Source organism: Bartonella sp. AP280QHHD, assembly GCF_042196125.1.
Classification (GTDB): Bacteria; Pseudomonadota; Alphaproteobacteria; order Rhizobiales; family Rhizobiaceae; genus Bartonella.
In genome coordinates this window covers 1-25,937 of the sequence record NZ_JBHIPQ010000018.1, presented here as the reverse complement: position 1 = coordinate 25,937, position 25,937 = coordinate 1, and the positions used below count along the sequence as shown (strand labels likewise).

33 protein-coding genes are annotated in these 25,937 nt (G+C 39.9%); 1 reads left to right on the top strand and 32 read right to left on the bottom strand.

What is annotated here, in order from left to right; all coding sequences use genetic code 11:
- Window positions 1-88 precede the first annotated feature (88 nt).
- Window positions 89-1,870: a glucan ABC transporter ATP-binding protein/ permease gene (locus tag ACFIMK_RS02565; protein ID WP_375629013.1), complete on the top strand. Its 1,782-nt coding sequence runs from the start codon at window positions 89-91 to the stop codon at window positions 1,868-1,870.
- Between the two features lie 1,255 nt (window positions 1,871-3,125).
- Here ACFIMK_RS02565 and alaS read toward each other — a convergent pair.
- The 32 genes from alaS to ACFIMK_RS02405 form a co-directional block, all read right to left on the bottom strand.
- Window positions 3,126-5,792: an alanine--tRNA ligase gene (gene alaS / locus ACFIMK_RS02560; RefSeq protein WP_375681803.1), complete on the bottom strand. Its 2,667-nt coding sequence runs from the start codon at window positions 5,790-5,792 to the stop codon at window positions 3,126-3,128.
- 203 nt (window positions 5,793-5,995) lie between these two features.
- Complete coding sequence (gene recA, locus ACFIMK_RS02555) at window positions 5,996-7,039, bottom strand: recombinase RecA (protein WP_273791424.1); 1,044 nt, start codon at window positions 7,037-7,039, stop codon at window positions 5,996-5,998.
- A 968-nt stretch (window positions 7,040-8,007) separates the two neighbouring features.
- Window positions 8,008-9,333, bottom strand: coding sequence for a replication-associated recombination protein A (locus ACFIMK_RS02550; RefSeq protein ID WP_375613137.1), 1,326 nt, complete (start codon window positions 9,331-9,333; stop codon window positions 8,008-8,010).
- A gap of 9 nt (window positions 9,334-9,342) precedes the next feature.
- A complete protein-coding gene (locus tag ACFIMK_RS02545; protein ID WP_375611486.1) occupies window positions 9,343-10,737 on the bottom strand; it encodes a DegQ family serine endoprotease in 1,395 nt (464 codons plus the stop codon).
- 267 nt (window positions 10,738-11,004) lie between these two features.
- A complete protein-coding gene (rplQ, locus tag ACFIMK_RS02540; RefSeq protein ID WP_273791421.1) occupies window positions 11,005-11,433 on the bottom strand; it encodes a 50S ribosomal protein L17 in 429 nt (142 codons plus the stop codon).
- A gap of 24 nt (window positions 11,434-11,457) precedes the next feature.
- The gene (locus ACFIMK_RS02535) at window positions 11,458-12,471 is read right to left on the bottom strand and encodes a DNA-directed RNA polymerase subunit alpha (RefSeq protein ID WP_375611485.1); all 1,014 of its coding nucleotides are present in this window, start codon (window positions 12,469-12,471) and stop codon (window positions 11,458-11,460) included.
- 94 nt (window positions 12,472-12,565) lie between these two features.
- Complete coding sequence (rpsK, locus tag ACFIMK_RS02530; protein WP_007347762.1) at window positions 12,566-12,955, bottom strand: 30S ribosomal protein S11; 390 nt, start codon at window positions 12,953-12,955, stop codon at window positions 12,566-12,568.
- A 114-nt stretch (window positions 12,956-13,069) separates the two neighbouring features.
- On the bottom strand, window positions 13,070-13,438 hold the full coding sequence (gene rpsM / locus ACFIMK_RS02525; RefSeq protein WP_026500557.1) for a 30S ribosomal protein S13: 369 nt from the start codon (window positions 13,436-13,438) through the stop codon (window positions 13,070-13,072).
- A 182-nt stretch (window positions 13,439-13,620) separates the two neighbouring features.
- The gene (locus ACFIMK_RS02520) at window positions 13,621-14,199 is read right to left on the bottom strand and encodes an adenylate kinase (protein WP_375613140.1); all 579 of its coding nucleotides are present in this window, start codon (window positions 14,197-14,199) and stop codon (window positions 13,621-13,623) included.
- Window positions 14,196-15,542: a preprotein translocase subunit SecY gene (secY, locus tag ACFIMK_RS02515; RefSeq protein ID WP_375611483.1), complete on the bottom strand. Its 1,347-nt coding sequence runs from the start codon at window positions 15,540-15,542 to the stop codon at window positions 14,196-14,198. The genes ACFIMK_RS02520 and secY overlap by 4 nt, the downstream gene beginning before the upstream one ends.
- 161 nt (window positions 15,543-15,703) lie before the next feature.
- The gene (gene rplO / locus ACFIMK_RS02510; RefSeq protein WP_375613141.1) at window positions 15,704-16,171 is read right to left on the bottom strand and encodes a 50S ribosomal protein L15; all 468 of its coding nucleotides are present in this window, start codon (window positions 16,169-16,171) and stop codon (window positions 15,704-15,706) included.
- Window positions 16,172-16,191: 20 nt separating this feature from the next.
- Window positions 16,192-16,398: a 50S ribosomal protein L30 gene (rpmD, locus tag ACFIMK_RS02505; protein ID WP_375611481.1), complete on the bottom strand. Its 207-nt coding sequence runs from the start codon at window positions 16,396-16,398 to the stop codon at window positions 16,192-16,194.
- Between the two features lie 31 nt (window positions 16,399-16,429).
- Window positions 16,430-16,978: a 30S ribosomal protein S5 gene (gene rpsE / locus ACFIMK_RS02500; protein ID WP_015856574.1), complete on the bottom strand. Its 549-nt coding sequence runs from the start codon at window positions 16,976-16,978 to the stop codon at window positions 16,430-16,432.
- 111 nt (window positions 16,979-17,089) lie between these two features.
- Window positions 17,090-17,452, bottom strand: coding sequence for a 50S ribosomal protein L18 (rplR, locus tag ACFIMK_RS02495; RefSeq protein ID WP_273791414.1), 363 nt, complete (start codon window positions 17,450-17,452; stop codon window positions 17,090-17,092).
- A gap of 12 nt (window positions 17,453-17,464) precedes the next feature.
- Complete coding sequence (gene rplF / locus ACFIMK_RS02490; RefSeq protein ID WP_273791413.1) at window positions 17,465-17,998, bottom strand: 50S ribosomal protein L6; 534 nt, start codon at window positions 17,996-17,998, stop codon at window positions 17,465-17,467.
- A 39-nt stretch (window positions 17,999-18,037) separates the two neighbouring features.
- Entirely contained in the window at window positions 18,038-18,436 is a 399-nt protein-coding gene (rpsH, locus tag ACFIMK_RS02485) for a 30S ribosomal protein S8 (RefSeq protein ID WP_375629006.1), read from the bottom strand.
- Between the two features lie 14 nt (window positions 18,437-18,450).
- Window positions 18,451-18,756 carry a 30S ribosomal protein S14 gene (rpsN, locus tag ACFIMK_RS02480; protein ID WP_273791412.1) on the bottom strand — a complete coding sequence of 102 codons (306 nt, stop codon included), beginning with the start codon at window positions 18,754-18,756 and terminating at the stop codon, window positions 18,451-18,453.
- A gap of 24 nt (window positions 18,757-18,780) precedes the next feature.
- Window positions 18,781-19,338 (bottom strand): 50S ribosomal protein L5, encoded by a 558-nt coding sequence (rplE, locus tag ACFIMK_RS02475; protein ID WP_375611477.1) that lies wholly within the window; start codon window positions 19,336-19,338, stop codon window positions 18,781-18,783.
- Window positions 19,331-19,645, bottom strand: coding sequence for a 50S ribosomal protein L24 (gene rplX, locus ACFIMK_RS02470; protein WP_015856579.1), 315 nt, complete (start codon window positions 19,643-19,645; stop codon window positions 19,331-19,333). Before rplX ends, rplE begins: the two co-directional genes overlap by 8 nt.
- A gap of 12 nt (window positions 19,646-19,657) precedes the next feature.
- Window positions 19,658-20,026, bottom strand: a complete 369-nt coding sequence (rplN, locus tag ACFIMK_RS02465) for a 50S ribosomal protein L14 (RefSeq protein ID WP_004855715.1) — start codon at window positions 20,024-20,026, stop codon at window positions 19,658-19,660.
- A 144-nt stretch (window positions 20,027-20,170) separates the two neighbouring features.
- A complete protein-coding gene (rpsQ, locus tag ACFIMK_RS02460; RefSeq protein WP_012231991.1) occupies window positions 20,171-20,410 on the bottom strand; it encodes a 30S ribosomal protein S17 in 240 nt (79 codons plus the stop codon).
- An 11-nt stretch (window positions 20,411-20,421) separates the two neighbouring features.
- Window positions 20,422-20,622 carry a 50S ribosomal protein L29 gene (gene rpmC, locus ACFIMK_RS02455; RefSeq protein WP_375606714.1) on the bottom strand — a complete coding sequence of 67 codons (201 nt, stop codon included), beginning with the start codon at window positions 20,620-20,622 and terminating at the stop codon, window positions 20,422-20,424.
- A 14-nt stretch (window positions 20,623-20,636) separates the two neighbouring features.
- Window positions 20,637-21,050, bottom strand: a complete 414-nt coding sequence (gene rplP, locus ACFIMK_RS02450; protein ID WP_375611475.1) for a 50S ribosomal protein L16 — start codon at window positions 21,048-21,050, stop codon at window positions 20,637-20,639.
- A 36-nt stretch (window positions 21,051-21,086) separates the two neighbouring features.
- On the bottom strand, window positions 21,087-21,797 hold the full coding sequence (gene rpsC, locus ACFIMK_RS02445) for a 30S ribosomal protein S3 (RefSeq protein WP_273791408.1): 711 nt from the start codon (window positions 21,795-21,797) through the stop codon (window positions 21,087-21,089).
- Window positions 21,797-22,186, bottom strand: coding sequence for a 50S ribosomal protein L22 (rplV, locus tag ACFIMK_RS02440; RefSeq protein WP_273791407.1), 390 nt, complete (start codon window positions 22,184-22,186; stop codon window positions 21,797-21,799). The genes rpsC and rplV overlap by 1 nt, the downstream gene beginning before the upstream one ends.
- A gap of 2 nt (window positions 22,187-22,188) precedes the next feature.
- A complete protein-coding gene (gene rpsS, locus ACFIMK_RS02435; protein WP_004855734.1) occupies window positions 22,189-22,467 on the bottom strand; it encodes a 30S ribosomal protein S19 in 279 nt (92 codons plus the stop codon).
- Window positions 22,468-22,482: 15 nt separating this feature from the next.
- Window positions 22,483-23,316, bottom strand: a complete 834-nt coding sequence (rplB, locus tag ACFIMK_RS02430) for a 50S ribosomal protein L2 (RefSeq protein ID WP_375611474.1) — start codon at window positions 23,314-23,316, stop codon at window positions 22,483-22,485.
- Between the two features lie 20 nt (window positions 23,317-23,336).
- Window positions 23,337-23,630: a 50S ribosomal protein L23 gene (locus tag ACFIMK_RS02425; RefSeq protein WP_273723987.1), complete on the bottom strand. Its 294-nt coding sequence runs from the start codon at window positions 23,628-23,630 to the stop codon at window positions 23,337-23,339.
- A complete protein-coding gene (gene rplD / locus ACFIMK_RS02420) occupies window positions 23,627-24,247 on the bottom strand; it encodes a 50S ribosomal protein L4 (protein ID WP_375613145.1) in 621 nt (206 codons plus the stop codon). The genes ACFIMK_RS02425 and rplD overlap by 4 nt, the downstream gene beginning before the upstream one ends.
- A gap of 2 nt (window positions 24,248-24,249) precedes the next feature.
- Complete coding sequence (gene rplC / locus ACFIMK_RS02415) at window positions 24,250-24,987, bottom strand: 50S ribosomal protein L3 (protein WP_375638238.1); 738 nt, start codon at window positions 24,985-24,987, stop codon at window positions 24,250-24,252.
- A gap of 27 nt (window positions 24,988-25,014) precedes the next feature.
- A complete protein-coding gene (gene rpsJ / locus ACFIMK_RS02410; RefSeq protein WP_005773267.1) occupies window positions 25,015-25,323 on the bottom strand; it encodes a 30S ribosomal protein S10 in 309 nt (102 codons plus the stop codon).
- Between the two features lie 61 nt (window positions 25,324-25,384).
- The coding region (locus tag ACFIMK_RS02405; protein ID WP_375693513.1) for an EF-Tu/IF-2/RF-3 family GTPase at window positions 25,385-25,937 on the bottom strand (553 nt) is incomplete at its 5' end.

The window sequence follows — 25,937 nt, the reverse complement described above, 5'->3', positions numbered from 1 at the left end:
TCTTAACGTCCAAATTTTATTAGCTAAAAACTAAGCGTTGTAAAAATCAACAGCCTTTACGCTTAATAGCGAATGGAGATAATTAACCGTGTCCTTATTCAAAACCTATGCACGTGTTCTCACTTACCTAAATAGAGAAAAAAATGCATCCCTTTTAATCTGTACCGCTAATGTTATATTAGCTATTATCACTATTGCAGAACCTATTTTATTTGGACAAGTTATTGATTCTATTACAGACAAAACAGCTATCATCCCTACTCTTGCCATTTGGGTTTGTTTTGGACTTTCACATATTATTGCTTATGTCCTTGTTGCTCGCGGTGCTGACCGCTTAGCCCATAGACGCCGCTTAACGGTTTTAACGGAATCTTTCGAACGTATCATTGCCATGCCTTTAATTTGGCATCAACAACGTGGAACTTCCAACGCACTCCATACACTTTTGCGCGCAATAGATTCCATGTCAACCATATGGCTTGATTTTATGCGCCAACACCTCTCAACGCTTGTCGCCTTATTGGTTCTCATCCCCATCGCGTTTAATATGAATTGGCGTCTTTCAATAGTCTTGGTTGTGCTTGCCATCATTTATGTATTAATTGCACGTTTAGTGATGCGAAAAACAAAAGACGGACAAGCCGCTGTAGAATGCTATCATCATAACCTTTTTAAGCATGTCAGTGATTCAATCTCTAATGTTTCCATTGTACAAAGTTATAACCGAATAAAAGAAGAAACTTCCATACTGCATCAACATACAAATGCTCTTCTTAAAGCACAAAATCCTGTTCTCAATTGGTGGGCGCTCGCCAGTGGCTTAAATCGAATGGCTTCAACAATTTCAATCGTTTGTGTTCTTCTCCTTGGAGCTTTTTTTGTTGCAAAAGATCAATTACGAGTAGGTGAAGTCGTTGCTTTTGTTGGATTTGCACAACTCATGATTAGCCGCCTAGACCAAATGAGCAATTTTATTAATTGTGCAATATCCTCACAAGCAAAACTGCAAGAATTTTTTGAAATGGAAGACTCAACCTTTCATATTAACGAACCGCAAAATCTTCCTTCCCTCCAAAATGTTAAAGGCGCCATACAATTTCATCACGTGACCTATCAATTCCCAAATTCTTCTCAAGGTGTTTTTGATATTTCCTTTGAAGTTAAAGCAGGACAAACTGTTGCGATTGTAGGACCAACAGGGGCTGGAAAAACAACATTGATCAATCTGTTGCAGCGCGTATACGACCCTACCCTTGGGCATATCTCCATTGATGGAATAAATATATGCTCAATCAATCGCGAATCTTTACGCAAATCTCTAGCAACAGTATTTCAAGACTCGGGTCTTTTCAACCGTACTATTCATGACAATATTTCAATAGGAAAAGCGAGCGCAACAAATGAAGAACTTTATGAAGCAGCAAAAATAGCAGAAGCTCACGATTTTATTCTAAAAAAAGCTGATTGTTATAACACAATGGTGGGCGAACGAGGATCTCAATTATCAGGTGGAGAAAAACAGCGACTAGCAATTGCACGCGCTGTTTTAAAAAATGCCCCTATTCTCATTCTAGATGAAGCAACAAGCGCTCTTGATGTTGAAACAGAGGCACGTGTCAAAGATGCTCTCGATTGCATAAGCCATAACCGCACTACTTTTATTATAGCACATCGCCTCTCAACAGTACGCAATGCTGATGTGATACTCTTTCTGGATCATGGTCACTTAATGGAAAAAGGAAACTTTCAAGAATTGATCGATAAAGGGGGACGTTTCTCTAATTTTTTAAAGGCAAGTGGTTTAACAATCAAACCACCAGAAAGAGAAGGAGAAAATGTTATTCCCTTACATGAAGCCATAGCTTCATAAAAACGATACTCTTCATAGATCTTATGCAAAAAATGCCTCTTCAATACAATATAGAGTGCTTATATATGATACAAGTAAAAAGATTTCTAAAAATGCCACAATCCATTTTAGGTATTTAAGAAAAATATTAAAACAGTTTAGTATTTTCTCTGCTATTGCAATTTTACTAGATTAGAACAAAAATATTTTCCTATATCTGTGCATATTGACGAGTATACATTCTCATTTAGGGAAAATGTAAAGATGTAAAGGTAAAAACAATTTCCAGTTTTACCGTCTTCCTTTCACTCAGCTTTACGAATTTCAAAACGAACTAAAGTAATATCTTTTAAATAATGAATATTATGTATTGCGTTGCACTTTTGTTTATCACTTTCTTTATAGTCCTCTCATAAAGAACAGAACATCCTTGTTTTGCACATTCATATAACTTTTTTTAAGAAACATTTCTCAATGCTCTTAAGCCCATTTCACAACGACATTCGTGAGTGGTTTTGATTAATTTAACATACACAGAATTTGAAATAATAAAACCCTACGAATATTCGTAGCTCTTATTCAAAAGATAAAACGATAAATTATCATTATAATTCAATATATTAAAGCAATTTTATCATAAATAAATTAGATGTTAATCTAAATATTTAGATTTATGTTATATTCCTTTGATTTATATTGATAATTCATTACTTTATAACTTAAAATAAAGATTTATAAAGATAGGAGAATATTCCTTTCAAGACCTTTTAATAATAAACCAAAAAACTGTTTTCTTGTACATAACAAGCAAAATGAAAATAATAGCTCTAAGATACAACAACTCTTTTATAAGCCTTTTCAAGGAAAGAAATTTTATTCATTTGAATAACTAATCGAATAATGATAGCTTATAACTTTATAAGGATAATCGTATGCAATAAATCTTGTATTTTTCCTTTCATAAAAAGAGATGTTTCTTCAAAAAATCTATAAGAGCAACACAATAACTAGTCTTCCTAGTAAAAGAATACACAGTAAAGCATGAAGTGCTGCATAATCTATCTTATCTTAAAAAGGTGACTCCTGAAACGCTTGGAAGCTATAAAGCCAAATGATAAAGTGGTGATAAAGACAAACACTGTCTTTATCTTTACAATTGTATTTTCCCCAATTACGCTGTATCTGCATTTCAGAAATACACCAGACAGATATTCATGATACATAGATGCCAACCAAATATAACAATGTAAAAAACACCTATGCAGAATGATTTAATTTAATTTTTTTCAAGAAAATCTTTTAGTGCCGCAAATGCCTCATCAGCTTTGTTCCCCTCAGGACCACCAGCCTGTGCCATATCAGAACGGCCACCTCCACCTTTACCACCAAGCATCGCTGAAAGAATACGAACGAGATCTACAGCATTTAACTTATCCGTTAAATCATCCGTAACACCGACAACAGCACTCCCTTTTCCATCCTCCGAGACACTAATAAAAGCAACCACTCCAGATCCAATTTGTTTTTTCTCAGAATCGACGAGCGCCTTAAGATCCCGTGGTAAAATATTTTTAACAACGCGTCCGGTAAAAGAAAACCCATTGATGATGATAATATCATCTTGGCTCCTTTCTGTTATTCCACCACTCAACATCATTTTCTTGCGTACATCATTCAATTCTTTTTCAAGTTTACGACGATCATCAAGCAAAATTCGCACCCGTTCTTCCACACCAGCAGAAGAAGTTTTTAAAAGATCAGCGATTTCATGAATACGTTCATCTTGGCGGCTAAGATAAAGACGGGCTTCTTTGCCTGTTAAAGCTTCAATACGCCGCACTCCAGCTGAAACAGAACTTTCAGAAACAATATGAATTAAACCAATATCACCTGTTCGCTCCACATGTGTCCCTCCACAAAGCTCAATTGACCAACGCTTTTTTAATCTTTCCTGTTCAAGTGGCTCCCCCATAGAAACAACGCGAACTTCATCACCATATTTTTCACCAAACAATGCCATGGCTCCTTCAGAAATGGCCTCATCTACAGCCATGAGGCGCGTTATTACTTTACTATTTTGCAAAATAATCTCATTGGCTAAATCTTCTATTTTTTTCAACTCTTTTGGTGAAACGGATTTTGGATGGGAAAAATCAAAACGCAACCGATCTGGCGATACAAGAGAACCCTTTTGTGTAACATGGTCCCCCAATGTTTGGCGTAAAGCTTCGTGTAACAAATGAGTAGCAGAGTGATTCGCACGAATTTTCTTACGACGAACAATATCAACCGTTAATTCTACACAATCAGACCTCGATGCCTGACCAGATTTCACCTCCCCAATATGGATAAAAACACCATCACCCTTTCTTTGGGTATCATGCACCTTAAAAATAAAATTTTCACCAGAAATGATACCGCTATCACCAATTTGCCCACCAGATTCACCATAAAAAGGTGTCTGATTAACAACAAGCATAGCTTTCTGATCTGAAGAAATATGATCAACAATTTTACCATCACATACAAGAGCTGTAAGAATACCTTTCGCTGTCTCAGTTTCATAACCTAAAAACTCTGTGGCCCCCACTTGATCACGAACAGAAAACCAGATTTTCTCTGTTCCAGCTTCTCCAGAACCAGACCAATTGGCACGTGCCTCCTCTTTTTGGCGTTCCATCGCTTTATCAAAAGCACCAACGTCAACAGATATTCCGCGACGACGAAGAACATCTTGCGTCAAATCAAGCGGAAAACCATAGGTATCATAGAGCTTGAAAGCAACTTCACCATTCAAATAGTCCCCTTCTTTAAGATCGGTACTTGCTTCGTTCAACAAACCAAGTCCTCGTTCAAGCGTTTTACGAAAACGTATTTCTTCTAACCTTAAAGTTTCTGAAATCAAAGATTCAGCACGTGTCAACTCAGGATAAGCTTGTCCCATTTCGCGAATTAAAGCAGGTAAAAGTCGCCACATTAAGGGCTCTTTAGCACCAAGAAGATGCGCATGACGCATAGCACGACGCATAATACGACGTAAAACATATCCTCTTCCTTCATTAGAAGGAAGCACACCATCAGCAATCAAAAATGCAGATGAGCGAAGATGATCAGCAATGACACGATGGCTGGCAATAAAATCACCCTTTGCCTCAATCCCTGTAATTTCTTCTGATGCAGCAATTAATGCACGAAAAAGATCAATATCATAATTATCATGAACGCCCTGTAAAACAGCAGCAATACGCTCTAATCCCATACCGGTATCAATAGAAGGGTGAGGTAAGTTAACACGTTCTTCCTTGGAAACTTGCTCATACTGCATAAAAACAAGATTCCAAATCTCAATAAAGCGATCCCCATCTTCATTAGCACTTCCAGGAGGACCGCCCCATATTTCATCACCATGATCATAAAAAATCTCCGAACAAGGACCACAAGGGCCTGTTTCTCCCATCGACCAAAAATTATCAGCCGTCGCAATACGAACAATTTTTTCATCTGGAAGACCTGAAATTTTACGCCACAGTTCAGCAGCAACATCATCACTCTGATAAACTGTCACCAACAATTTATCTTTTGGCAGGCAAAATTCCTTTGTTAAAAGATTCCATGATAAAAAAATAGCTTCTTCTTTGAAATAATCACCGAAAGAAAAATTACCCAGCATTTCAAAAAATGTATGATGGCGCGCCGTATAACCAACATTATCAAGATCATTATGCTTTCCACCTGCACGAACACATTTTTGTGCCGTTGTTGCCTGCGTATAAGAAGGTTGTTCAAGTCCAGTAAAAACATTTTTAAACTGCACCATCCCTGCATTTGTAAACATAAGTGTAGGATCATTCCGCGGAACAAGCGGACTAGAAGAAAGAACTTTATGCCCATTACGATGAAAATAATCCAAAAATGTTGACCGAATATTATTAACACTATTCATGTTGACACCTGCTCAATACAGCACAAAACCATAAAAGAAAAATCCCCCCTCATTAAATCCTCTTCGCCACGCATGGAGTCAATTTAATCAAAAATGGAATATTTGTTTTAAAAAATTGAGAAAAAAATGACTGCGTATTTAAAAACTCAAACAAAAAAACAGAAAAATCTTAAAGAAAAAAAATTATAGACGACCCCCCCCCATCAAATGGCTTCATCACTTTCTATATTTTCTGACCCTGCATTTTCTAACAATTCAATCGCAATCAAACCAGCATTTTGGCGCAAAGCTGCTTCAATCTCTGTAGCTATTTCCACATGTTCACGTAAAAACTGCTTTGCATTCTCACGCCCCTGCCCTAAACGCTGAGAATTATAAGAAAACCATGCACCAGATTTTTCAACAACACCAACCTTGACACCCAAATCAATCAATTCACCTACTTTGGAAATACCTTCACCATAAATAATATCAAACTCAACCTGTTTGAATGGAGGTGCCAATTTATTTTTCACCACTTTAACGCGCGTCTGATTACCAACGATTGAATCCCTATCTTTAATGGATCCAATGCGACGAATATCTAAACGAACAGAAGCATAAAACTTTAAAGCGTTTCCACCCGTTGTCGTTTCAGGAGAACCAAACATCACACCAATTTTCATGCGAATTTGATTAATAAAAACAACCATACAGTTAGAGCGAAAAATTGCTGCGGTTAATTTTCGTAACGCTTTACTCATTAACCGAGCTTGCAATCCGGGCAAAGCATCACCCATTTCACCGTCAATTTCTGCTCGCGGTGTTAAAGCTGCGACAGAATCCACAACAAGCACATCAACGGCACCAGAACGAACCAACGTTTCTGTAATTTCCAATGCCTGTTCACCGGTATCTGGCTGAGAAATGAACAAGTTTTCTAAATCAACACCAAGCTTACGCGCATAAATAGGATCAAGCGCATGCTCTGCATCAATAAAAGCACAAATCCCACCACCTTTCTGTGCCTCAGCAATAGCATGGAGAGCCAATGTTGTTTTCCCAGAACTTTCTGGTCCATAAATCTCAACAATACGCCCCTTCGGTAATCCACCAATCCCTAAAGCAATATCCAAGGATAACGACCCTGTTGGAATTGTTTCAATTTCAACAACCTGCTCTTTTTGCCCAAGACGCATAATCGAGCCTTTACCAAAAGAACGTTCAATTTGTGAGAGAGCAGCATCGAGAGCTTTTGTTTTATCCACGATTATATCCTTGACCAAATTCATAATAACCTAAAACTTTAGTGTATACTGTACTTTTAATTTAACTAAAGGCTTGAGTTTAGAGTTTCACAGACTATTTCCATTCCTATCTCCACAATATGTCCATAAACATTCATGACCATCACAATAAAGAATTGGCATTGCTTATCTTATGACACATAATAAACTCCAATAAAGTAATATCTCTATGGGAGCATAGTTAACATATTTATATCTCTCTAGAAAAGGAACAATTTAATTTTAAACACAATGTTCTACAACCCTTCTGCTTATCCCTTTGATTAAATACTTGAGAGACTAAGAATTCTCCCGCTATTGATCACACAAAAAACGCATCATCAATCAACCTCATACCCTATTGCATCGAAGAACAAAACGCTATTGTGTTGCATATTCATGCACTTGATTTAAGAAACATCTCTCAAAACTTCCAAGCTCATTTTGTGACAACACCTATGAATGTGGTATACTGCAAAACCCTTTAGGCACCACCATCTTTACTCTATAGAAGGAGCAAGCCGGCACCATCACACTATTTATCATCCTCCAATATTGCAACAGCTCTCGGCACTTGAGACAATTCATAGGAGGGATTTTTAGTCCTTTCTTGTACAGTTTTTATCACACGCTAATCCTGCTTGTAACATGCAAGCGAATAACTTGATTGCTTCAACAAATAACAGACTTGGGATGAGAGAAATTTACGGTATTTGAAACTTTCATTCAACTTACGAAACAGTTAATTATCATTATAAGTCAATATATTATTTAATAAAACCAAAAAAAATAAAGCAGCTTAAAAGTTGAATGATATATTTAAATTTGAAAAAATATGCACTTTTGAAGATATCAAAAAAATCTCTACAAGCAATGCAATAAATTGTTTAAAATATAAGCTAAATTTCTCATACAATAACATAAGAGATCAATAAAAAACGTATTTCAACTCAAATTTTATTTTGATCTTTACGTTTTTTGCGCAACTGTTGCCACCACTCAAGACGTTTCACAATTTCACGCTCAAAACCACGCTCAACTGGTTTATAATAACTCTGACGTCCAAGTTTTTCGGGAAAATATTCTTGTCCTGAAAAAGCATCTGGTTCATCATGGTCATAACAATAACCACTTCCATACCCTTCTTCCTTCATAAATTTCGTAGGAGCATTAAGAATATGCTTAGGAGGTGGTAAAGAGCCATTTTTGCGTGCACAACGCAGTGCTGCTTTATACGCAAGATATGCTGCATTTGACTTTGGCGCAGTTGCAACATAAAGACATGCTTGCGCCAAGGCCAACTCTCCTTCTGGTGATCCTAAATAATCATAGGCATCTTTTGCTGCATTACAAATGACAAGAGCTTGAGGATCCGCCAAACCAATATCTTCAACGGCCATACGAACCAATCTTCGCCCAATATAGAGAGGATCTTCACCAGCATCCAACATACGTGCCAAATAATAAAGCGCAGCATCAGGATCAGATCCACGAACGGATTTATGCAACGCTGAAATGAGATTATAATGCCCATCTCGTCCTTTATCATAAATAGGCGCACGACGCTGAATAACTTTTTGCAAAGCAACAACATCAAGAATCTCTCCCAATGGCGCAATAGACCAAACTTCCTCTGCCAATGTTAACGCAACCCGCGCATCACCATCAGACATCTCTATCAAAACGTCTCTGGCATCATTATCCAAGGGAAGAGTTTTTCCCTCCACTTCTTCAGCACGCCTCAAAAGCATGTCCAAACTTTCATGATCATGAGAAAGAAATGTTAAAACACGTGCACGCGAAAGAAGGGCAGCATTCAGTTCAAAAGAAGGATTTTCGGTTGTTGCACCTATAAGTACCACAGTACCCTCTTCCATCACAGAAAGAAAACTATCCTGCTGTGCACGATTAAACCGATGAATTTCATCAACAAAGAGAAGTGTTTTATCCCCAGATATAAAACGCCTCTGCGCAACTTCAAAAATCTTTTTAAGTTCAGAAACTCCTGTAAAAATAGCAGAAACCTGTTCAAACGCGAAATTTGTTTCAAGGGCTAACAAACGTGCAACGGTCGTTTTTCCCGTCCCTGGAGGTCCCCAAAAAATCATCGATCCAATTGAGCCTGTTGCCGCCATACGTGAAAGCAAACCATCCTCTCCAATCAAATGCTTTTGTCCCACAACATCATTGAGAGAACAAGGGCGCATTCTTTCTGCAAGTGGCTGATTTTTATTAACTTGAAAATCAAACGACGAAGTAAAAAAATCTTTCTTCAAAAAAAAACCTCAACGAATAAATTGGCGAATATACATACCATCACGTTCATATTCCAATTGCCACATATTTGAGCGACCTTGCATAAGAACCTTTTTCAACTGATGAACTGTTTGAATTTTATGGCCATTTACAACACGTAGAATATCTCCTGACTGAAAAATTCCAGCTGCATTGCTCATTTCCTCAAGATTGGTAATCACAACCCCTTTTGCAGATATAGGAAGATGAAAACGTCGACTATTTTGCGGTGTTAAATCTAACACCTCAGCACCAGCAAGAGGACTGTCACCCGTAATTTTTTCAGATTTTAAAAATGCAGTTTCTGATATTGATGAAACTGTTATTTGTGTTTTTAAAGTTTTTCCACTTCGTAAATATTCCAAGGCAAGACTATGCTCAACGTCAGCTGTCATCAAACGATAACCAAGACTATCTGGACTGTCAACGCGTACCCCCTGCACACTCAAAATAACATCACCTACTTTCAATCCAGCTTTTTCAGCAGGACTATCTTTGATAACTTCAACAATAAGAGCACCATAGGGACGTTCTAAACCTAAACCACCAGCAATATCAGCTGTAACATTTTGAAAAGAAGCCCCAATATAAGGCGGCACAAAATATTTTCCACCGCGTTTAACAGTATCAAGCATCACTTTTACAAGATTAACTGGAATAGCAAAACCAATCCCTACAGAACCACCGGAACGCGAATAGATAGCCGTATTAATTCCGATTAACTGACCTTTCATATCAATTAAAGCGCCACCAGAATTCCCTGGATTAATGGCTGCGTCTGTTTGAATAAAAAAGTCAAAATCAGAAATCCCAACACGTGTACGCGCTTGCGCTGAAACAATACCACTTGTAACTGTTTGACCAACACCAAAGGGATTACCAATAGCAAGAACAAGATCACCAACTTCAACAGTATCAGAATTTCCCAAAGAAAGAGCCGGAAATTGAGCATCTTTTTCCTTAACTTCAAGAATTGCAATATCAGTTGCTTCATCTTTGAGCACGACCTTACTCTCAAACTCCCGTCCATCAGAAAAAGCCACTTTAATTTCGCTTGCATCTTTAATGACGTGGTAATTTGTAACGATCAAACCACGTGCATCAACAATCACCCCTGATCCTAATGACGATTGCTTACGAACAGGAAATTTATTTTGAAAACGACCAAAAAATTGCTCAAAAAATGGATCGCCTTCAAAAGGTGATCGAGCTCTAATTTGTCGAGCTGCATAAATATTTACAACAGATGGAACTGTCTTTTTAACTAAAGGAGCAAATGAAAGGGTGATTTCTGTTTGTGTTTGAGGAACATGAGCATATACATGATCAAATGATATCTGCATCATAATTGCAAAAAAAATCCGCACCCAAAAAGAATACCTCATAATCCACTCCTTATAAAATCAGCACATTCTGTTGAAGATTAATAGAATAAAAAAACGTATCCCCGCAAATTAAGGACCTCTATTAATATTTCATAATAGAGAATAAAAACAACCTATTTGAACAATAAATATTATAAAAATAAGATAATTCAATATTCTATAATTTTCTCTCTGCACCTATTTCTCAACTAAAACAAACTTAAAAATGCTCACAAAAAAACCGCCCAAGACAAGGCGGCCTTTAAAAATCCAACAGAATAAAAAACTCTACGAAGATGTTCCCTTTTCATTCTCAGAAGCTTCCATGCGAGCACGATCCCCAGCACCCTTCGCTTCAACATCACGATCAACAAATTCTATAACAGCCATGGGCGCATTATCACCGGTACGAAACCCCGCTTTCATAATACGCAAATACCCACCGTTGCGTGATGCATAACGTGGCGCAAGCGTATCAAATAATTTTGCAACCTTTCCTGCATCACGAAGTGCTGCAATAGCTTGCCGACGCGCATGCAAACCACCACGCTTACCAAGAGTAACGAGTTTTTCAACAATAGGACGAATTTCCTTAGCCTTTGGTAGTGTTGTCACAATCTGCTCATGCTCGATCAACGAAGTTGCCATATTTGCAAACATCGCTTTACGGTGACTGGCAGTACGGTTCAACTTGCGTCCTGACTTACTATGGCGCATAAGCCCTCTCCTTAAATTCTAATTTTAATATTGATCTTCATAACGTTTTGCAAGATCATCAATGTTTTCAGGCGGCCACGCAGGAATCTCCATCCCAAGATGTAAACCCATACACGCCAAAACTTCTTTAATCTCATTCAACGACTTGCGACCAAAGTTCGGTGTCCGAAGCATTTCAGATTCTGTTTTCTGAATCAGATCACCAATATAGACAATATTATCATTCTTAAGACAATTTGCCGAACGAACTGAAAGTTCTAATTCATCCACTTTTTTGAGAAGAGCAGGATTAAAAGAAAGCTCAGAATCAGCCTCTTCAACAGGCTCCTTCTGTGGCTCTTCAAAGTTAATAAATAACGATAATTGATCCTGAAGAATGCGTGCTGCAAAAGCAACAGCATCCTCACCATTAACAGCACCGTTTGTTTCAATCGTGAGCGTTAATTTATCATAATCGAGAACTTGACCTTCGCGTGTATTTTCTACTTTATAAGATACCTTACGGATAGGTGAATAAAGACTATCAATTGGAATAAGCCCTATACGTGCATCATCAACACAATTACGATCAGATGGAACATACCCCTTTCCTGTGTTGACAATAAATTCCATACGAATTTCAGCTTCTTCATCAAGAGTACAAATAACATGATCTGGATTTAGAATTTCCATATCCCCAACTGTACTGATATCTCCCGCTTTCACGACACCAGGCCCCTCTTTATAAACGACGACACGTTTAGGCCCTTCTTCTTCCATACGAAGCGCAATTTCTTTTATATTCAGAATAATATCCGTAACATCCTCACGCACACCTGGAATCGATGAAAATTCATGCAAGACACCGTCAATCTGCACAGCAGTAATAGCAGCACCACGAAGCGAAGATAACAAAACGCGACGAAGCGCATTTCCTAACGTTAAACCAAAACCACGCTCAAGAGGTTCAGCAATCACACTTATAATATTTGGATTATCATGTGCACATGATTCAACCTTATTGGGTTTAATAAGTTCCTGCCAGTTTTTCTGGATCATATTTTTATTCCCGTTCTTTAGTTCCGTTACCATTCAATCGTAACGACCAATGTGAACATCAGAGAAATCTCCGACAACAAAAAACAACACCCAATTAAACACGCCGCCTTTTCCGCGGACGACATCCATTATGAGGAATTGGTGTTACATCGCGAATAGAAGTAATGACAAAACCAACAGATTGCAATGCACGTAAAGCAGATTCACGCCCTGATCCAGGTCCACAAACTTCAACTTCCAAAGAACGCATACCATGCTCTTGCGCTTTTCTTGCACAATCCTCCGCAGCAACTTGAGCAGCAAAAGGTGTCGATTTACGCGCACCTTTAAACCCCTGAGCTCCCGCAGATGACCAAGCAATTGCATTACCCTGAGCATCAGTAATAGTAATCATTGTGTTATTAAATGTTGAATTAATATGCACAACACCCGATGAAATATTTTTACGTTCGCGACGACGAACACGTGTGGCTTCCTTGGCCATAATTTCCCTTTCAACGATCTCATCACTGCCGTAACATCAGCAGCTCCACCTTTTTTCCTTGTCAAACAAATCAAACAAGAAAAAGAATATATAAAAAACCTTCCACAAAGGCCCTTATTTCTTCTTACCGGCGATTGCCTTAGCCGGACCTTTACGTGTACGGGCATTCGTATGTGTACGCTGTCCTCGGACAGGCAAAGATCGGCGATGACGCAATCCCCGATAACAACCAAGATCCATCAAACGCTTAACATTCATAGCAACCTCACGACGAAGATCACCTTCAACTTGATACCCCTGATCTATTGCCTCACGAATCTGCAGCACCTCAGCATCTGAAAGCTCATGCACACGACGCCCCAAAGGAATGCCAACTCTTTCAATAATTTCTTGAGCAAATTTTGGTCCAATCCCGTGGATATATTGAAGCGCAATAATTACACGCTTATTTGTCGGGATATTGACGCCAGCAATACGAGCCACGCCTACTCTCCTTAGTTATTTTGACAAATTGTTATAAAATACCTGATATACTTTACAGAAAAAAATAGACTCAGAAAAAAAATTCTTCCGAATCCTATTATCTCACTAAAATAAATTAAATTCACTTTTGATAGATTTCATCTCAAAAGTCAACTCTTTTCATTTATTTCTAAAAAAAAATCTCATGAAAGAAACCCTCTAATCATACGTGTCACTTCAGCAACACCAATCATTCCATCAATAACCTTCAACATTCCCCTCTCTGAATAAAATTTTGATAAGGGAGCTGTTTTTTCACGATATTCTACTAATCTTTTTGCAAAAGCAACAGGATTGTCATCTAAACGAACCTGTCCACCAGTCGCTATTGTTTCCTCAACACGCTTCTTCATACGTTCAATCAACACGTCTTCATCAACACACAATTCAATAACAGCATTAAGCCACATATTTTTTGAATCCAGTATCTGTTGCAACGCTTCTGCTTGCCCCACAGTTCGCGGATATCCATCCAAAACAAAACCGTTTACACAATCAGCTTCATCAATCCGATCTGATACGATTTGATTAACAATACTATCAGGTACCAAAGCACCAGAACTTATAATAGCTTTAGCTTTTTTACCAATCTCCGTTTCTTTGGCAATCACCTCACGCAACATATCCCCTGTTGATAAATGAGGAATGTTATATTCCTCAGTCAACATTTTTGCTTGCGTACCTTTTCCCGCTCCAGGAGGACCTAAAAGAATAACTCTCATCGATTCCTTCTACCTCCACGAAGTTTTGATTTTTTTATCAACCCTTCATATTGGTGGGCAACAAGATGCCCCTGAATTTGAGCAACCGTATCAAGTGTAACAGTAACAACAATCAACAAGGATGTTCCCCCAAGATAAAAAGGAACCTGTAATGCAGATATCATAAATTCAGGTAACAAACAAACCAAGATAATATAAATAGCGCCCACAACAGTAATACGCGTCAAAACGTAATCAATATATTCGGCTGTACGCTCACCTGGACGAATCCCTGGAATAAAACCAGAATGTTTTTTCAACTGATCTGCAGTATCACTTGGATTAAACACAATAGCTGTATAAAAAAAGCAAAAAAACGCCATTAAAAATGCATAAACAATCATATAAAGTGGCTGTCCATGACCAAGAGCATAAGAAATCTCCTGAACCCATTGTGGCATTTTATCAGAAAAATTATTAATAGTGGCAGGTAATAATAATAAAGATGAAGCAAAAATAGGTGGAATAACACCAGCAGTATTCAACTTTAAAGGAAGATGCGACATATCTCCTTGAAACATTTGATTACCGACCTGACGTTTCGGGTATTGGATAAGAATTCGCCGTTGCGCACGCTCTATAAAAACAATAAGCCCAATAACCAAAACAGCAATAAGAACGATTCCTATTAAAAGAAAAGTTGATAAATCAGCCTGACTATGAGCTGTCAAAAGCTGAGCAAAAGTAGAAGGAAAGTTGGCTACAATCCCTGTAAAAATGATAAGAGAAACCCCATTACCAATACCACGTGACGTAATTTGCTCGCCAAGCCACATAAGAAACATCGTTCCGCCAACAAGCGTAATAACAGAAGAAATACGAAACATAAGACCTGGTTCTAAAACAATTTGAAGCCCCGACCCTATACCGCTTTCAAGCGCAACCGCAATACCAAAAGCTTGTAGAATTGCCAATACGACTGTTACATAACGCGTATATTGATTGATAATCTTACGACCTAAATCCCCTTCTTTTTTAAGAGTTTCCAAAGAAGGAATAATAGATGTTAACAATTGCACAATAATAGATGCCGATATATAAGGCATGATACCCAGCGCAAAAATAGCCATACGCCCAACGGCACCTCCAGCAAACATATTAAAGAGTCCTAATACACCCGACGCGTGATGTTCAAATGTTTGCCGCAAAGCATCGATATTGATGCCTGGAAGAGAGATGTAAGTGCCAAAACGATATACAAGAAGCGCCAACAGAGTAAACCAGATGCGTTTCTTTAATTCAGTTGCACGCGAAAAGGTGCCGAAATTTATATTGGAAGCAAATTGCTCTGCTGCTGATGCCATAAAACGTCTCCACTTTACACTCCAGTTCTTCAAATCACAGAAGTATAATCCTAAAATTCATATATGCATACACAAACAAATGCAGAACTTAAACAATTCTCCACAAAAGATCCCACAAAACAGATATTATTCTTCTTTAGGTCTCTATTCATATCAAAAAATTATCGAGCAATATCAGGAAGAATAACCTGGCCACCCACTTTTTCAATCTTAACACGAGCAGCTTGTGAAGCACCAGAAACATGAAAGGTAATCTTAGCCTTCAAATCACCATCAGAAAGAAGACGAACCCCATCTTTTTCACGACGAATAATACCAGCCTCTTTCAAAGAAACCATATCAACAGGCTTTTCAATATTCAACTTACCTGCATCAACTGCCAACTGAATACGTCCCAGTGAAACTTCATTGTAGGTTTTAGCAAAGAAATTCCTAAATCCACGTTTTGGCAAACGACGATAGATAGGCATTTGCCCACCTTCAAAACCATTAAGGGAAACACCAGAACGTGACTTTTGCCCTTTTACACCACGTCCACCAGTCTTACCCGTACCGGAACCAATACCACGCCCAACACGCTTACGATTTTTTGTTGCGCCTTCGCAATCACGCAGTTCATTGAGTTTCATATCTAATACTCCCGCAACCCTTAACCTTCATCTATAACGCGAACAAGATGCCGAACCCGAGCAATCATACCCCGCACACAAAGTGTATCATCTAAAACGCGCCGACGACGCATTTTATTTAGTCCAAGCCCCTTTAAGGTTGCACGCTGAATCTGTGAGTTTCGAATAGGGCTTCCAATTTGTTCCACCGTCACAGTTTTACCACTCTGAGATTTTTTCTGAACCATTTCCTAATTCCTTTTCTGATAATCTCAGAAACTACCCTTCTAGGTCGACTAAATGGCGACGACGCGCCTGCAAAGTCGAATACTTTATACCACGTTGAGCAGCAATATCTCTAGGATGCATTTGATGTTTCAATGCATCAAATGTTGCACGAACCATGTTATAAGGATTCGACGACCCTAGTGATTTTGCAACGACATCCTGCATACCAAGAGCTTCAAAAATAGCACGCATCGGTCCCCCAGCAATAATACCAGTACCAGCAGAAGCCGAACGTAGCAAAACACGCCCAGCTCCGTGACGACCTTCAAGATCATGATGCAATGTACGCCCAGACCGAAGCGGAACATAAATCATCCCACGTTTCGCAGATTCCGTTGCTTTACGAACGGCTTCTGGAACTTCACGGGCTTTACCATGTCCAAAACCCACACGCCCTTTTTGATCTCCAACGACAACAAGAGCAGCAAAACCAAAACGCCGACCACCCTTTACAACTTTAGCAACACGATTGATATGAACGAGCCTATCGACAAATTCATTATCGCGTTCTTCTCTCTCACCACGTTCTTTTTGTGCCATTCCTCATTCCTTTTTCTTTTCCGGAAGCACGATAACAAAGTCCCTCATCAAACTGGAAGAACTTAAACGAAATACTCTAAACTCTCCTTACTCATTCATAAATAAGAAATTTTAGAAATTCAAACCACCTTCACGAGCAGCTTCAGCTAAAGCTTTGACGCGACCATGGTACACATACGCTCCACGATCAAAAACCACCTCATTAACACCCGCTTTCTTCGCACGCTCAGCAATTAACTTACCAACAGCAAAGGCCGCCTTTTTATCAGCACCACTCTTTAACGATTTTTTCAAATCACTTTCAAGAGTAGAGGCTGAAACAAGTGTACATCCCCGCAAATCATCGATAACTTGAGCATAAATGTTCTGATTTGAACGATAAACACTAAGCCGAGGACGATCATGAGAAACCATTTTAATTCTACGACGAACACGCCTTGCACGACGTTGGATAATGTCCTTAGATGAAACCATAATACAAAATCCTTATTTCTTTTTACCTTCTTTACGGAAGATACGTTCATCTGCATGCTTAACACCTTTACCTTTATAAGGCTCAGGCCTACGATACTCACGAATCTCCGCTGCAACTTGTCCAACTTGCTGTTTATCAATTCCAGAAACAACAATTTCCGTTGGCTTAGGAACAGTCACAGTAACACCCGACGGAACTTTATAAACCACATCATGCGAAAAGCCCAGAGATAGTTGAACATCCTTACCCTGCAAAGCAGCACGATAACCAACCCCATTAATCTCCAACCTCTTTTCAAAACCATCTTTCACACCACAAAAAATGTTCTCAATCATTGAGCGCGACATACCCCATTTAGAACGCGCATCTTTTGACTGATCCCGCGGCATAACTGATATGATATTTTCCTCAAGTTTGACTAAGACTTCATCATTGACGACGTAACTCAGCTCACCTTTTGGACCTTTTGCCTTAACCAGCTGACCTTCAACAGTAGCAGTAACTCCAGAAGGAATTGAAATGGGTTTCTTTCCAATACGAGACATTGTTCTAACCTACTTTTTCTTCCGTTTTCTTGACATAACTTAGAAAACACGACAAAGGAGTTCTCCACCAACATTCTGTTCACGCGCCTTATGATCTGCCATGACACCTTTAGGAGTCGATAAAATCGAAATACCAAGGCCATTTGCCACCTGAGGAAGTGACTTAGCAGAAACATACACACGACGCCCTGGCTTTGATACACGTGAAATCTCACGAATAGCAGCCAGCCCTTCAAAATACTTCAATTCGATTTCAATCTCAGCTTTCCCATCACCTAAATCAATTTGATTATATCCGCGAATATAACCTTCCGACTGAAGAACATCAAGAACGTGCGCACGAAGCTTCGAAGCTGGAGTAACTACTTTACCTTTTTTACGACCAAGTGCATTACGAATACGTGTTAGCATATCACCAAGAGGATCTGACATAGACATTAAATAATCTCCTCTTACCAACTAGACTTTACAATACCAGGAATATAGCCAATAGAGCCAAGCTCACGCAACGCAATTCGCGACATTTTTAATTTACGATAATAAGCCCGCGGACGACCTGAAACCTCACAGCGATTACGAATACGAACTTTCGAAGAATTACGCGGCAACTCTGCCAGCTGAACAGAAGCTTTAAAACGTTCTTCAAGAGAAACCTTCTGATCCATAACTATTGCTTTCAAACGTGCACGACGGGCAGCATAGCGCTTTACCATCACCTCACGACGCTTATTTTTTTCAACGGCACTTACTTTGGCCATAATTTCACCTCACTACGTTTGCCGTTACGAACGAAAAGGAAAATTAAAAGCACGCAATAACTCACGAGCTTCATCATCCGTTTTTGCTGTCGTACAAACGATAATATCCATACCCCAAATTTGATCAACTTTATCATAGTTGATTTCTGGAAACACAATGTGTTCTTTAATACCCATAGCAAAATTGCCACGACCATCAAAACTCTTTGGATTTAAACCACGAAAGTCACGAACCCGCGGAAGAGCAATCGTCACAAGACGATCTAAAAACTCAAACATACGATCTTTACGCAATGTAACTTTAGCCCCAAGAGGCATTCCTTCACGAACCTTAAAGGTCGCAATAGAATTACGCGCACGCGTAACAACAGCCTTCTGACCCGTTATTAGCCCTAAATCCTCAGCGGCAAGGGAAGGCTTCTTCGAATCAGCAGTTGCTTCACCTATCCCCATATTTATTACAACTTTATCAATCCGCGGAATTTGCATCGCATTTCTGTAATTAAACTTCTCTTGAAGCACTTTACGAATCACTTCAAAATAATGCGCTTTCATACGCGGTATTTGTCTTTCCTCAGCCATTAATCAACTCTCCCGAACGCTTGGCAAAACGAACTTTATTACCATCTGCATTCATACGAAAGCCTACACGTGTAGGCTTACCATCTTTAGGATCAGCAATCGCCAAATTAGACAGATGAATCGGAGCTTCTTTAGAAATAATTCCAGCTTCTTGCTTCTGCGTTTGACGTTGATGACGTTTAATCATATTAATCCCACGAACAAAAGCCTTATTCTCTTTTGGACTAACCTTAATTACTTCACCACTACATCCTTTATCCTTACCGGACAAAACAACAACTTTATCACCTTTTCGAATCTTCTGCATAACATTTACTCCTTACAGAACTTCAGGAGCAAGCGAGATGATCTTCATATGATTCCTACCACGCAATTCACGGGGAACAGGTCCAAAGATACGAGTACCGATCGGCTCTTTTTTATTATCTACTAAAACCGCAGCATTACTATCAAAACGAATGACACTACCATCTGCGCGACGAATATCCTTAGCAGTACGAACCACAACAGCTTTCATAACATCACCTTTTTTAACACGGCCACGAGGAATTGCATCCTTAACCGAAACAACAATAATGTCACCGACCGAAGCATATTTCCGCTTTGAACCGCCTAACACTTTGATGCACATGACACGACGCGCTCCAGAATTATCAGCAACGTCGAGGTTTGTTTGCATCTGAATCATGACTGGCCACCTTCTCTTAACACATATATCCGATTGAATCTTTTACACACTCGGATTTGCCTGCCAAATAACGATAAAGTTATCGCCTTCAAATTTATCAATGATAACCACACTGTTAAATTCTAAAACAATAAGCTTAACTCATTACGCTACATTGTCTTTTACAACAATCCAACATTTATCTTTCGAAATTGGTCTAGATTCCTGAATAGAAACTTGATCCCCAATCTTGAATTGGTTGTTTTCGTCATGCGCTTTATAATTTTTAGACTGCCGAACAGTCTTCTTAAGAAGCGGATGAGAATAACGGCGTTCAACTTTGACAACAACAGTCTTATCACTTTTGTCGCTAATAACAACACCCTGCAAAACGCGTTTAGGCATCTCTTATTTCCTTAAACCTTACTTTCACTTATCTTTTGACGAAGAAAAGTTTTAATACGCGCAATATCACGACGAACTTGTCTAACGCGCGCAGTCTTTTCTAATTGACCTGTTGCTTTTTGAAAACGCAAATTAAATTGCTCTTTCTTTAACTTAGCCAATTCATCTTTCATTTGGTCGAGCGTTTGCGCCCGTAATTCTGTGGCTCTCATCGCTTATAACCTCATTATTCAGCAATACGCTGGATGAAACGCGTTTTTATAGGCAACTTTGCAGCACCCAATCTTAGTGCTTCACGTGCAACATCCTCCGGAACTCCATCAAGCTCAAACATGACGCGCCCAGGAGCAACACGTGCAGCCCAATAATCAACACTTCCCTTACCTTTACCCATACGAACTTCAGTCGGTTTAGATGTAACCGGAAGATCTGGAAAAATGCGAATCCACACACGACCAGAACGCTTCATATAACGTGTAATCGCACGACGCGCCGCTTCAATTTGACGAGCAGTAACCCGCTCCGGCTCAACAGCCTTCAAACCGTAGGCACCGAAATTCAAATCCGTACCACCCTTCGCAAAACCGTGAATACGGCCTTTGAACTGTTTACGGAACTTTGTGCGCTTTGGCTGCAACATTGTTCTCTACTCCAAATTTTAGTTCAATCTCAAAAACTAAGCATTTTCGCGGCGACGATTCGATGAAGAACCAGATTGATCAGCTTCCGTAGCACGACGTTCTGAAGCCATCGGATCATGCTCAAGAATCTCACCCTTAAAGACCCAAACTTTAATACCACAAATACCATAAGCGGTCTTAGCTTCTGCTGTACCGTAATCAACATCAGAACGCAAGGTATGAAGTGGAACACGACCTTCACGATACCATTCCATACGAGCAATTTCAGCACCACCAAGACGGCCAGAACAATTGATACGAATACCTTCCGCACCAAGACGCATAGCAGACTGAACAGCACGCTTCATTGCACGACGAAAAGCAACACGACGCTCTAACTGTTGAGCAATTGATTGCGCAATAATTGTCGCATCAATCTCCGGTTTACGAATCTCCACAATATTCAATGAAGTTTCAGCATCCGTCATTTCTGAGAGTTTACGACGAAGCTTTTCGATATCAGCACCCTTTTTACCAATAATCAAACCAGGACGTGCAGAATGAATTGTAATACGACACTTTTTATGAGGACGCTCAATAACAACCTTAGAAATAGCCGCCTGTTTAAGTTCCTCAAGCACATATGAACGAATTTTCAAATCTTCGTGAAGAAGGCGCCCATATTCACCACTATCAGCATACCAACGAGAGTCCCAAGTCCGATTAACACCAAGACGAAGTCCTATTGGATTGATCTTCTGCCCCATTACGCGGCCTCCACTTTTTCGGTAACTTCACGAACAATAACAGTAAGATGCGAAAATGGACGTTCAATTCTACTAGCACGCCCTCGACCACGAACATGAAAGCGCTTCATCACTATCGACTTACCAACATAAGCTTCCGCCACAACAAGCGAATCAATATCAAGATCGTGGTTATTTTCTGCATTTGCAATTGCTGATTCAAGCGTTTTTTTCACAGTAGCAGCAATTCGCTTGCGTGAAAACATCAAATCAGCGAGCGCTACATTAACTCTTTTACCACGAATCATTGCAGCAACTAAATTAAGCTTCTGCGGACTAACACGAATTGTCCGCGTGACAGCTCTTGCTTCATTATCTTTAAGCTGGCGCGAAACTTTAGCTTTTCCCATTCCTACTTCCTCTTCGCTTTCTTATCGGCACCATGACCATAATAAGTCCGGGTAGGAGCGAACTCACCAAACTTATGCCCAACCATCTCTTCAGAAACAGAAACAGGAATATGCTTATTACCGTTGTAAACACCAAAAGTTAAACCAACAAATTGCGGTAAAATAGTAGAGCGACGACTCCATATTTTTATAACTTCGTTGCGCCCACTTGCACGTACCTTCTCTGCTTTACCAAGAAGATAGCCGTCAACAAACGGACCTTTCCACACTGAACGAACCACCTCAGACTACCTTTCTCATTTCTTGCGTTGATGACGCGTACGCATAATAAATTTATCAGTGGCTTTATTGGAGCGCGTACGCTTACCTTTCGTAGGTTTACCCCAGGGAGAAACTGGATGGCGCCCCCCCGATGTACGACCTTCACCACCACCGTGTGGATGATCAACGGGGTTCATAGCAACACCACGAACATGTGGACGTTTACCACGCCAACGTGACCGCCCCGCCTTACCATCATTAATATTCCCATGATCAGGATTTGAAACAGCGCCAACAGTTGCAAAACAGCTACTCGGAACCAAACGCTGCTCACCAGAATTTAAACGAAGAATAGCCATACCATGATCTCGTCCAACCAACTGCGCATAAGCACCTGCTGAACGTGCAATCTGTCCGCCTTTCCCTGGCTTCATCTCAACATTATGAATAATTGTACCTACAGGCATATTAGCAAGAGGCATAGCATTACCTGGTTTAACATCCACATTTAAACCAGCCATAACAGAATCACCAACACCAAGACGCTGTGGTGCAAGAATATAACTCAATTGCCCATCCTCATAGCGGATTAAAGCAATAAAAGCGGTACGATTAGGATCGTATTCTAAACGCTCAACCTTTGCTGAAACATCACGTTTAAGACGCTTAAAGTCGACAAACCGATAACTACGTTTATGTCCACCACCCTGAAAACGAGCAGTAACACGACCGCGATTATTACGTCCACCCTTTGAAGACAAACCTTCAGTTAACATCTTTACAGGTTTTCCCTTATAAAGACAAGAACGTTCCACAATAACAAGCTGACGCTGCCCAGGTGTCGTTGGATTAAACTGCTTAAGTGCCATTATTCCTATCTCCGAGCCTCTTAAAGACCTGTCGAAACGTCGATAGTCTGACCACTGGCCAGAGTTACGATCGCTTTTTTGACATCACTCTGCCGACCAACTATACCTTTGAAACGCTTCACTTTACCCTTACGGACTATCGTGTTAACTGCTTTAACTTTTACGCTAAAAAGCGCTTCAATAGCAGCCTTAATCTCAGGCTTCGTCGCTTTCGGCGCGACATTAAAAGCAACTTGATTATATTCAGAAATCATAGTCGCCTTTTCAGTAATAACTGGACTAATAATTATATCATAATGGCGAAGATCTGTCATTTAAAACGCTCCTCAAGAGCCTCAACAGCTGCTTTTGATAAAACAAGTTTGCTGCGACGCAAAATATCATAAACATTAATTCCCTGAATAGGCAAAATGTCAATATTAGGGATATTAGAGGCTGCACGAAAAAAGTTAATATCAATCTCTTTACCATCAATCAAGAGAGCGTTATTAAATCCAAGCTTAGAAAAATGAGAAACAAGCATTTTCGTTTTAGCATCCTTAACAGTCAACTCATCCACAATAATTAAATCTTTTGCTTTTAATTTTGCAGATAAAGCAAGACGTAACCCAAGAGCACGAATCTTTTTAGGAAGATCATGCGCATGGCTACGAACCACCGGTCCATGTGCCTTACCCCCACCCCTAAACTGCGGTGCACGTGCAGATGAATGTCGAGCACGCCCAGTTCCTTTCTGTTTAAACATTTTTGCCCCTGTTCGCGACACATCAGAACGACCTTGGGATTGATGACTTCCCTGCTGACGACGTGCAAGCTGCCAACGAACAACACGTTGCAAAATATCCTCACGCGGAACAAGATCAAAAATAGCTTCAGAAACCTTTAATTTGCCAGCTTCATTACCATCAAGAGTTTTAATTACAAGATCCATTATTAGGCTCCCTCAACCTCAGAGGTTTCCGTCACCGGAGTACCCATTTCCGCTTTCTCCTTCACAAGACGGCGAATACCAGCAGGCTTTGGAGCATTATCAGGAAGACGCTTCTTCACAGCATCCCGTATCAAAATCCAAGAACCTTTAGAACCAGAAACAGCACCACGCACTAAAATTAAACCACGCTCACTATCAGTGGAAATAACTTCAATATTCTGTGTTGTTACACGCACTTGCCCCATATGGCCAGCCATTTTTTTACCTTTAAAAACTTTACCAGGATCTTGGCATTGCCCTGTAGAACCATGAGCACGATGTGTAATCGAATTACCATGAGAAGCACGATGTCCACCAAAGTTATGTCGTTTCATAACACCAGCAAACCCCTTACCAATACTGGTACCAGTCACATCAACTCTTTGTCCTGGAACAAAATGTTCCACTGTAATCTCAGTACCAACATCAAGAAGATTGTCGGGGCTCACACGAAACTCTGCTATTTTGGCTTTAGGCTCAACAGAAGCCTTAGCAAAATGTCCACGAAGAGCTTGTGAAGTATTCTTAACCTTAGCAAAGCCTACACCTAATTGAACAGCAGTATAACCATTCTTTTCAACTGTACGCTGAGCAACGACTTGACAATTCTCCAAACGAAGTACCGTCACCGGCACATGCTCACCAGCATCATTATAAATACGGGTCATGCCCAGCTTCTGTGCTATTACACCTGAACGCATCGGGTCTGTTCCTTCTGTCCTCAAACCTCAGAGCTTAATTTCTACATCCACACCAGCAGAAAGATCGAGCTTCATAAGCGCATCCACTGTTTGCGGCGTTGGATCAACAATGTCAAGAAGACGCTTATGTGTACGCATTTCAAACTGCTCACGGCTCTTCTTATCGATATGCGGTCCACGATTGACCGTAAACTTCTCAATCCGCGTAGGAAGCGGAATGGGACCACGGACATTTGCACCGGTACGTTTAGCAGTCGATACAATCTCACGCGTCGACGTATCAAGAATTCTATGATCAAACGCTTTTAGGCGAATGCGGATATTTTGACTGTTCATGCTCTTTATTTCCCTGTTATACAAAGCACCTCAAATAATCAAGGTGCTCAACAAGCATTATTTATTCAATGATCTTAGAGACGATACCGGCACCAACAGTACGACCACCTTCACGAATAGCAAAACGAAGTTTTTCCTCCATTGCTATTGGAACGATCAACGAAACATCCATGGCAACATTGTCGCCTGGCATAACCATTTCCGTTCCTTCTGGAAGCGTAACAATACCTGTAACATCNATCAACGAAACATCCATGGCAACATTGTCGCCTGGCATAACCATTTCCGTTCCTTCTGGAAGCGTAACAATACCTGTAACATCCGTCGTACGGAAGTAAAACTGAGGACGATAATTCGTGAAAAATGGTGTATGACGTCCACCTTCATCTTTTGTCAAAATGTAAGCTTCTGCTTTAAAACGTGTATGAGGTGTAACGGATCCTGGCTTCGCCAATACTTGACCACGCTCAATCCCTTCACGGTCAACACCACGTAGCAGAGCCCCTATATTATCACCCGCTTGACCTTGATCCAAAAGCTTGCGGAACATTTCAACGCCTGTAACCGTCGTCTTAGACGTTGGACGAATACCGATAATCTCGATTTCCTCTCCA

Coding starts and splice junctions, on each gene's coding strand:
- alaS (WP_375681803.1), bottom strand. CDS start 5,792: ATGAATAGTGTTAATAATATTCGGTCAACATTTTTGGATTATTTTCAT.
- ACFIMK_RS02545 (WP_375611486.1), bottom strand. CDS start 10,737: ATGAGGTATTCTTTTTGGGTGCGGATTTTTTTTGCAATTATGATGCAG.
- rplQ (WP_273791421.1), bottom strand. CDS start 11,433: ATGCGCCATAGTAAGTCAGGACGCAAGTTGAACCGTACTGCCAGTCAC.
- ACFIMK_RS02535 (WP_375611485.1), bottom strand. CDS start 12,471: ATGATCCAGAAAAACTGGCAGGAACTTATTAAACCCAATAAGGTTGAA.
- rpsK (WP_007347762.1), bottom strand. CDS start 12,955: ATGGCCAAGGAAGCCACACGTGTTCGTCGTCGCGAACGTAAAAATATT.
- ACFIMK_RS02520 (WP_375613140.1), bottom strand. CDS start 14,199: ATGAGAGTTATTCTTTTAGGTCCTCCTGGAGCGGGAAAAGGTACGCAA.
- secY (WP_375611483.1), bottom strand. CDS start 15,542: ATGGCATCAGCAGCAGAGCAATTTGCTTCCAATATAAATTTCGGCACC.
- rplO (WP_375613141.1), bottom strand. CDS start 16,171: ATGAAACTCAATGAACTGCGTGATTGCGAAGGCGCAACAAAAAATCGT.
- rpmD (WP_375611481.1), bottom strand. CDS start 16,398: ATGGTTCAGAAAAAATCTCAGAGTGGTAAAACTGTGACGGTGGAACAA.
- rpsE (WP_015856574.1), bottom strand. CDS start 16,978: ATGGCACAAAAAGAACGTGGTGAGAGAGAAGAACGCGATAATGAATTT.
- rplR (WP_273791414.1), bottom strand. CDS start 17,452: ATGGTTTCATCTAAGGACATTATCCAACGTCGTGCAAGGCGTGTTCGT.
- rplF (WP_273791413.1), bottom strand. CDS start 17,998: ATGTCTCGTATTGGAAAGAAACCCATTTCAATTCCTTCTGGAGTTACT.
- rpsH (WP_375629006.1), bottom strand. CDS start 18,436: ATGTCTATGTCAGATCCTCTTGGTGATATGCTAACACGTATTCGTAAT.
- rpsN (WP_273791412.1), bottom strand. CDS start 18,756: ATGGCCAAAGTAAGTGCCGTTGAAAAAAATAAGCGTCGTGAGGTGATG.
- rplE (WP_375611477.1), bottom strand. CDS start 19,338: ATGGCTGAGGAAAGACAAATACCGCGTATGAAAGCGCATTATTTTGAA.
- rplX (WP_015856579.1), bottom strand. CDS start 19,645: ATGCAGAAGATTCGAAAAGGTGATAAAGTTGTTGTTTTGTCCGGTAAG.
- rplN (WP_004855715.1), bottom strand. CDS start 20,026: ATGATTCAGATGCAAACAAACCTCGACGTTGCTGATAATTCTGGAGCG.
- rpsQ (WP_012231991.1), bottom strand. CDS start 20,410: ATGCCTAAACGCGTTTTGCAGGGTGTTGTTATTAGCGACAAAAGTGAT.
- rpmC (WP_375606714.1), bottom strand. CDS start 20,622: ATGAGAGCCACAGAATTACGGGCGCAAACGCTCGACCAAATGAAAGAT.
- rplP (WP_375611475.1), bottom strand. CDS start 21,050: ATGTTGCAGCCAAAGCGCACAAAGTTCCGTAAACAGTTCAAAGGCCGT.
- rpsC (WP_273791408.1), bottom strand. CDS start 21,797: ATGGGGCAGAAGATCAATCCAATAGGACTTCGTCTTGGTGTTAATCGG.
- rplV (WP_273791407.1), bottom strand. CDS start 22,186: ATGGGAAAAGCTAAAGTTTCGCGCCAGCTTAAAGATAATGAAGCAAGA.
- rplB (WP_375611474.1), bottom strand. CDS start 23,316: ATGGCACTTAAGCAGTTTAATCCAACGACACCTGGGCAGCGTCAGCTT.
- ACFIMK_RS02425 (WP_273723987.1), bottom strand. CDS start 23,630: ATGACAGATCTTCGCCATTATGATATAATTATTAGTCCAGTTATTACT.
- rplD (WP_375613145.1), bottom strand. CDS start 24,247: ATGGATCTTGTAATTAAAACTCTTGATGGTAATGAAGCTGGCAAATTA.
- rplC (WP_375638238.1), bottom strand. CDS start 24,987: ATGCGTTCAGGTGTAATAGCACAGAAGCTGGGCATGACCCGTATTTAT.
- rpsJ (WP_005773267.1), bottom strand. CDS start 25,323: ATGAACAGTCAAAATATCCGCATTCGCCTAAAAGCGTTTGATCATAGA.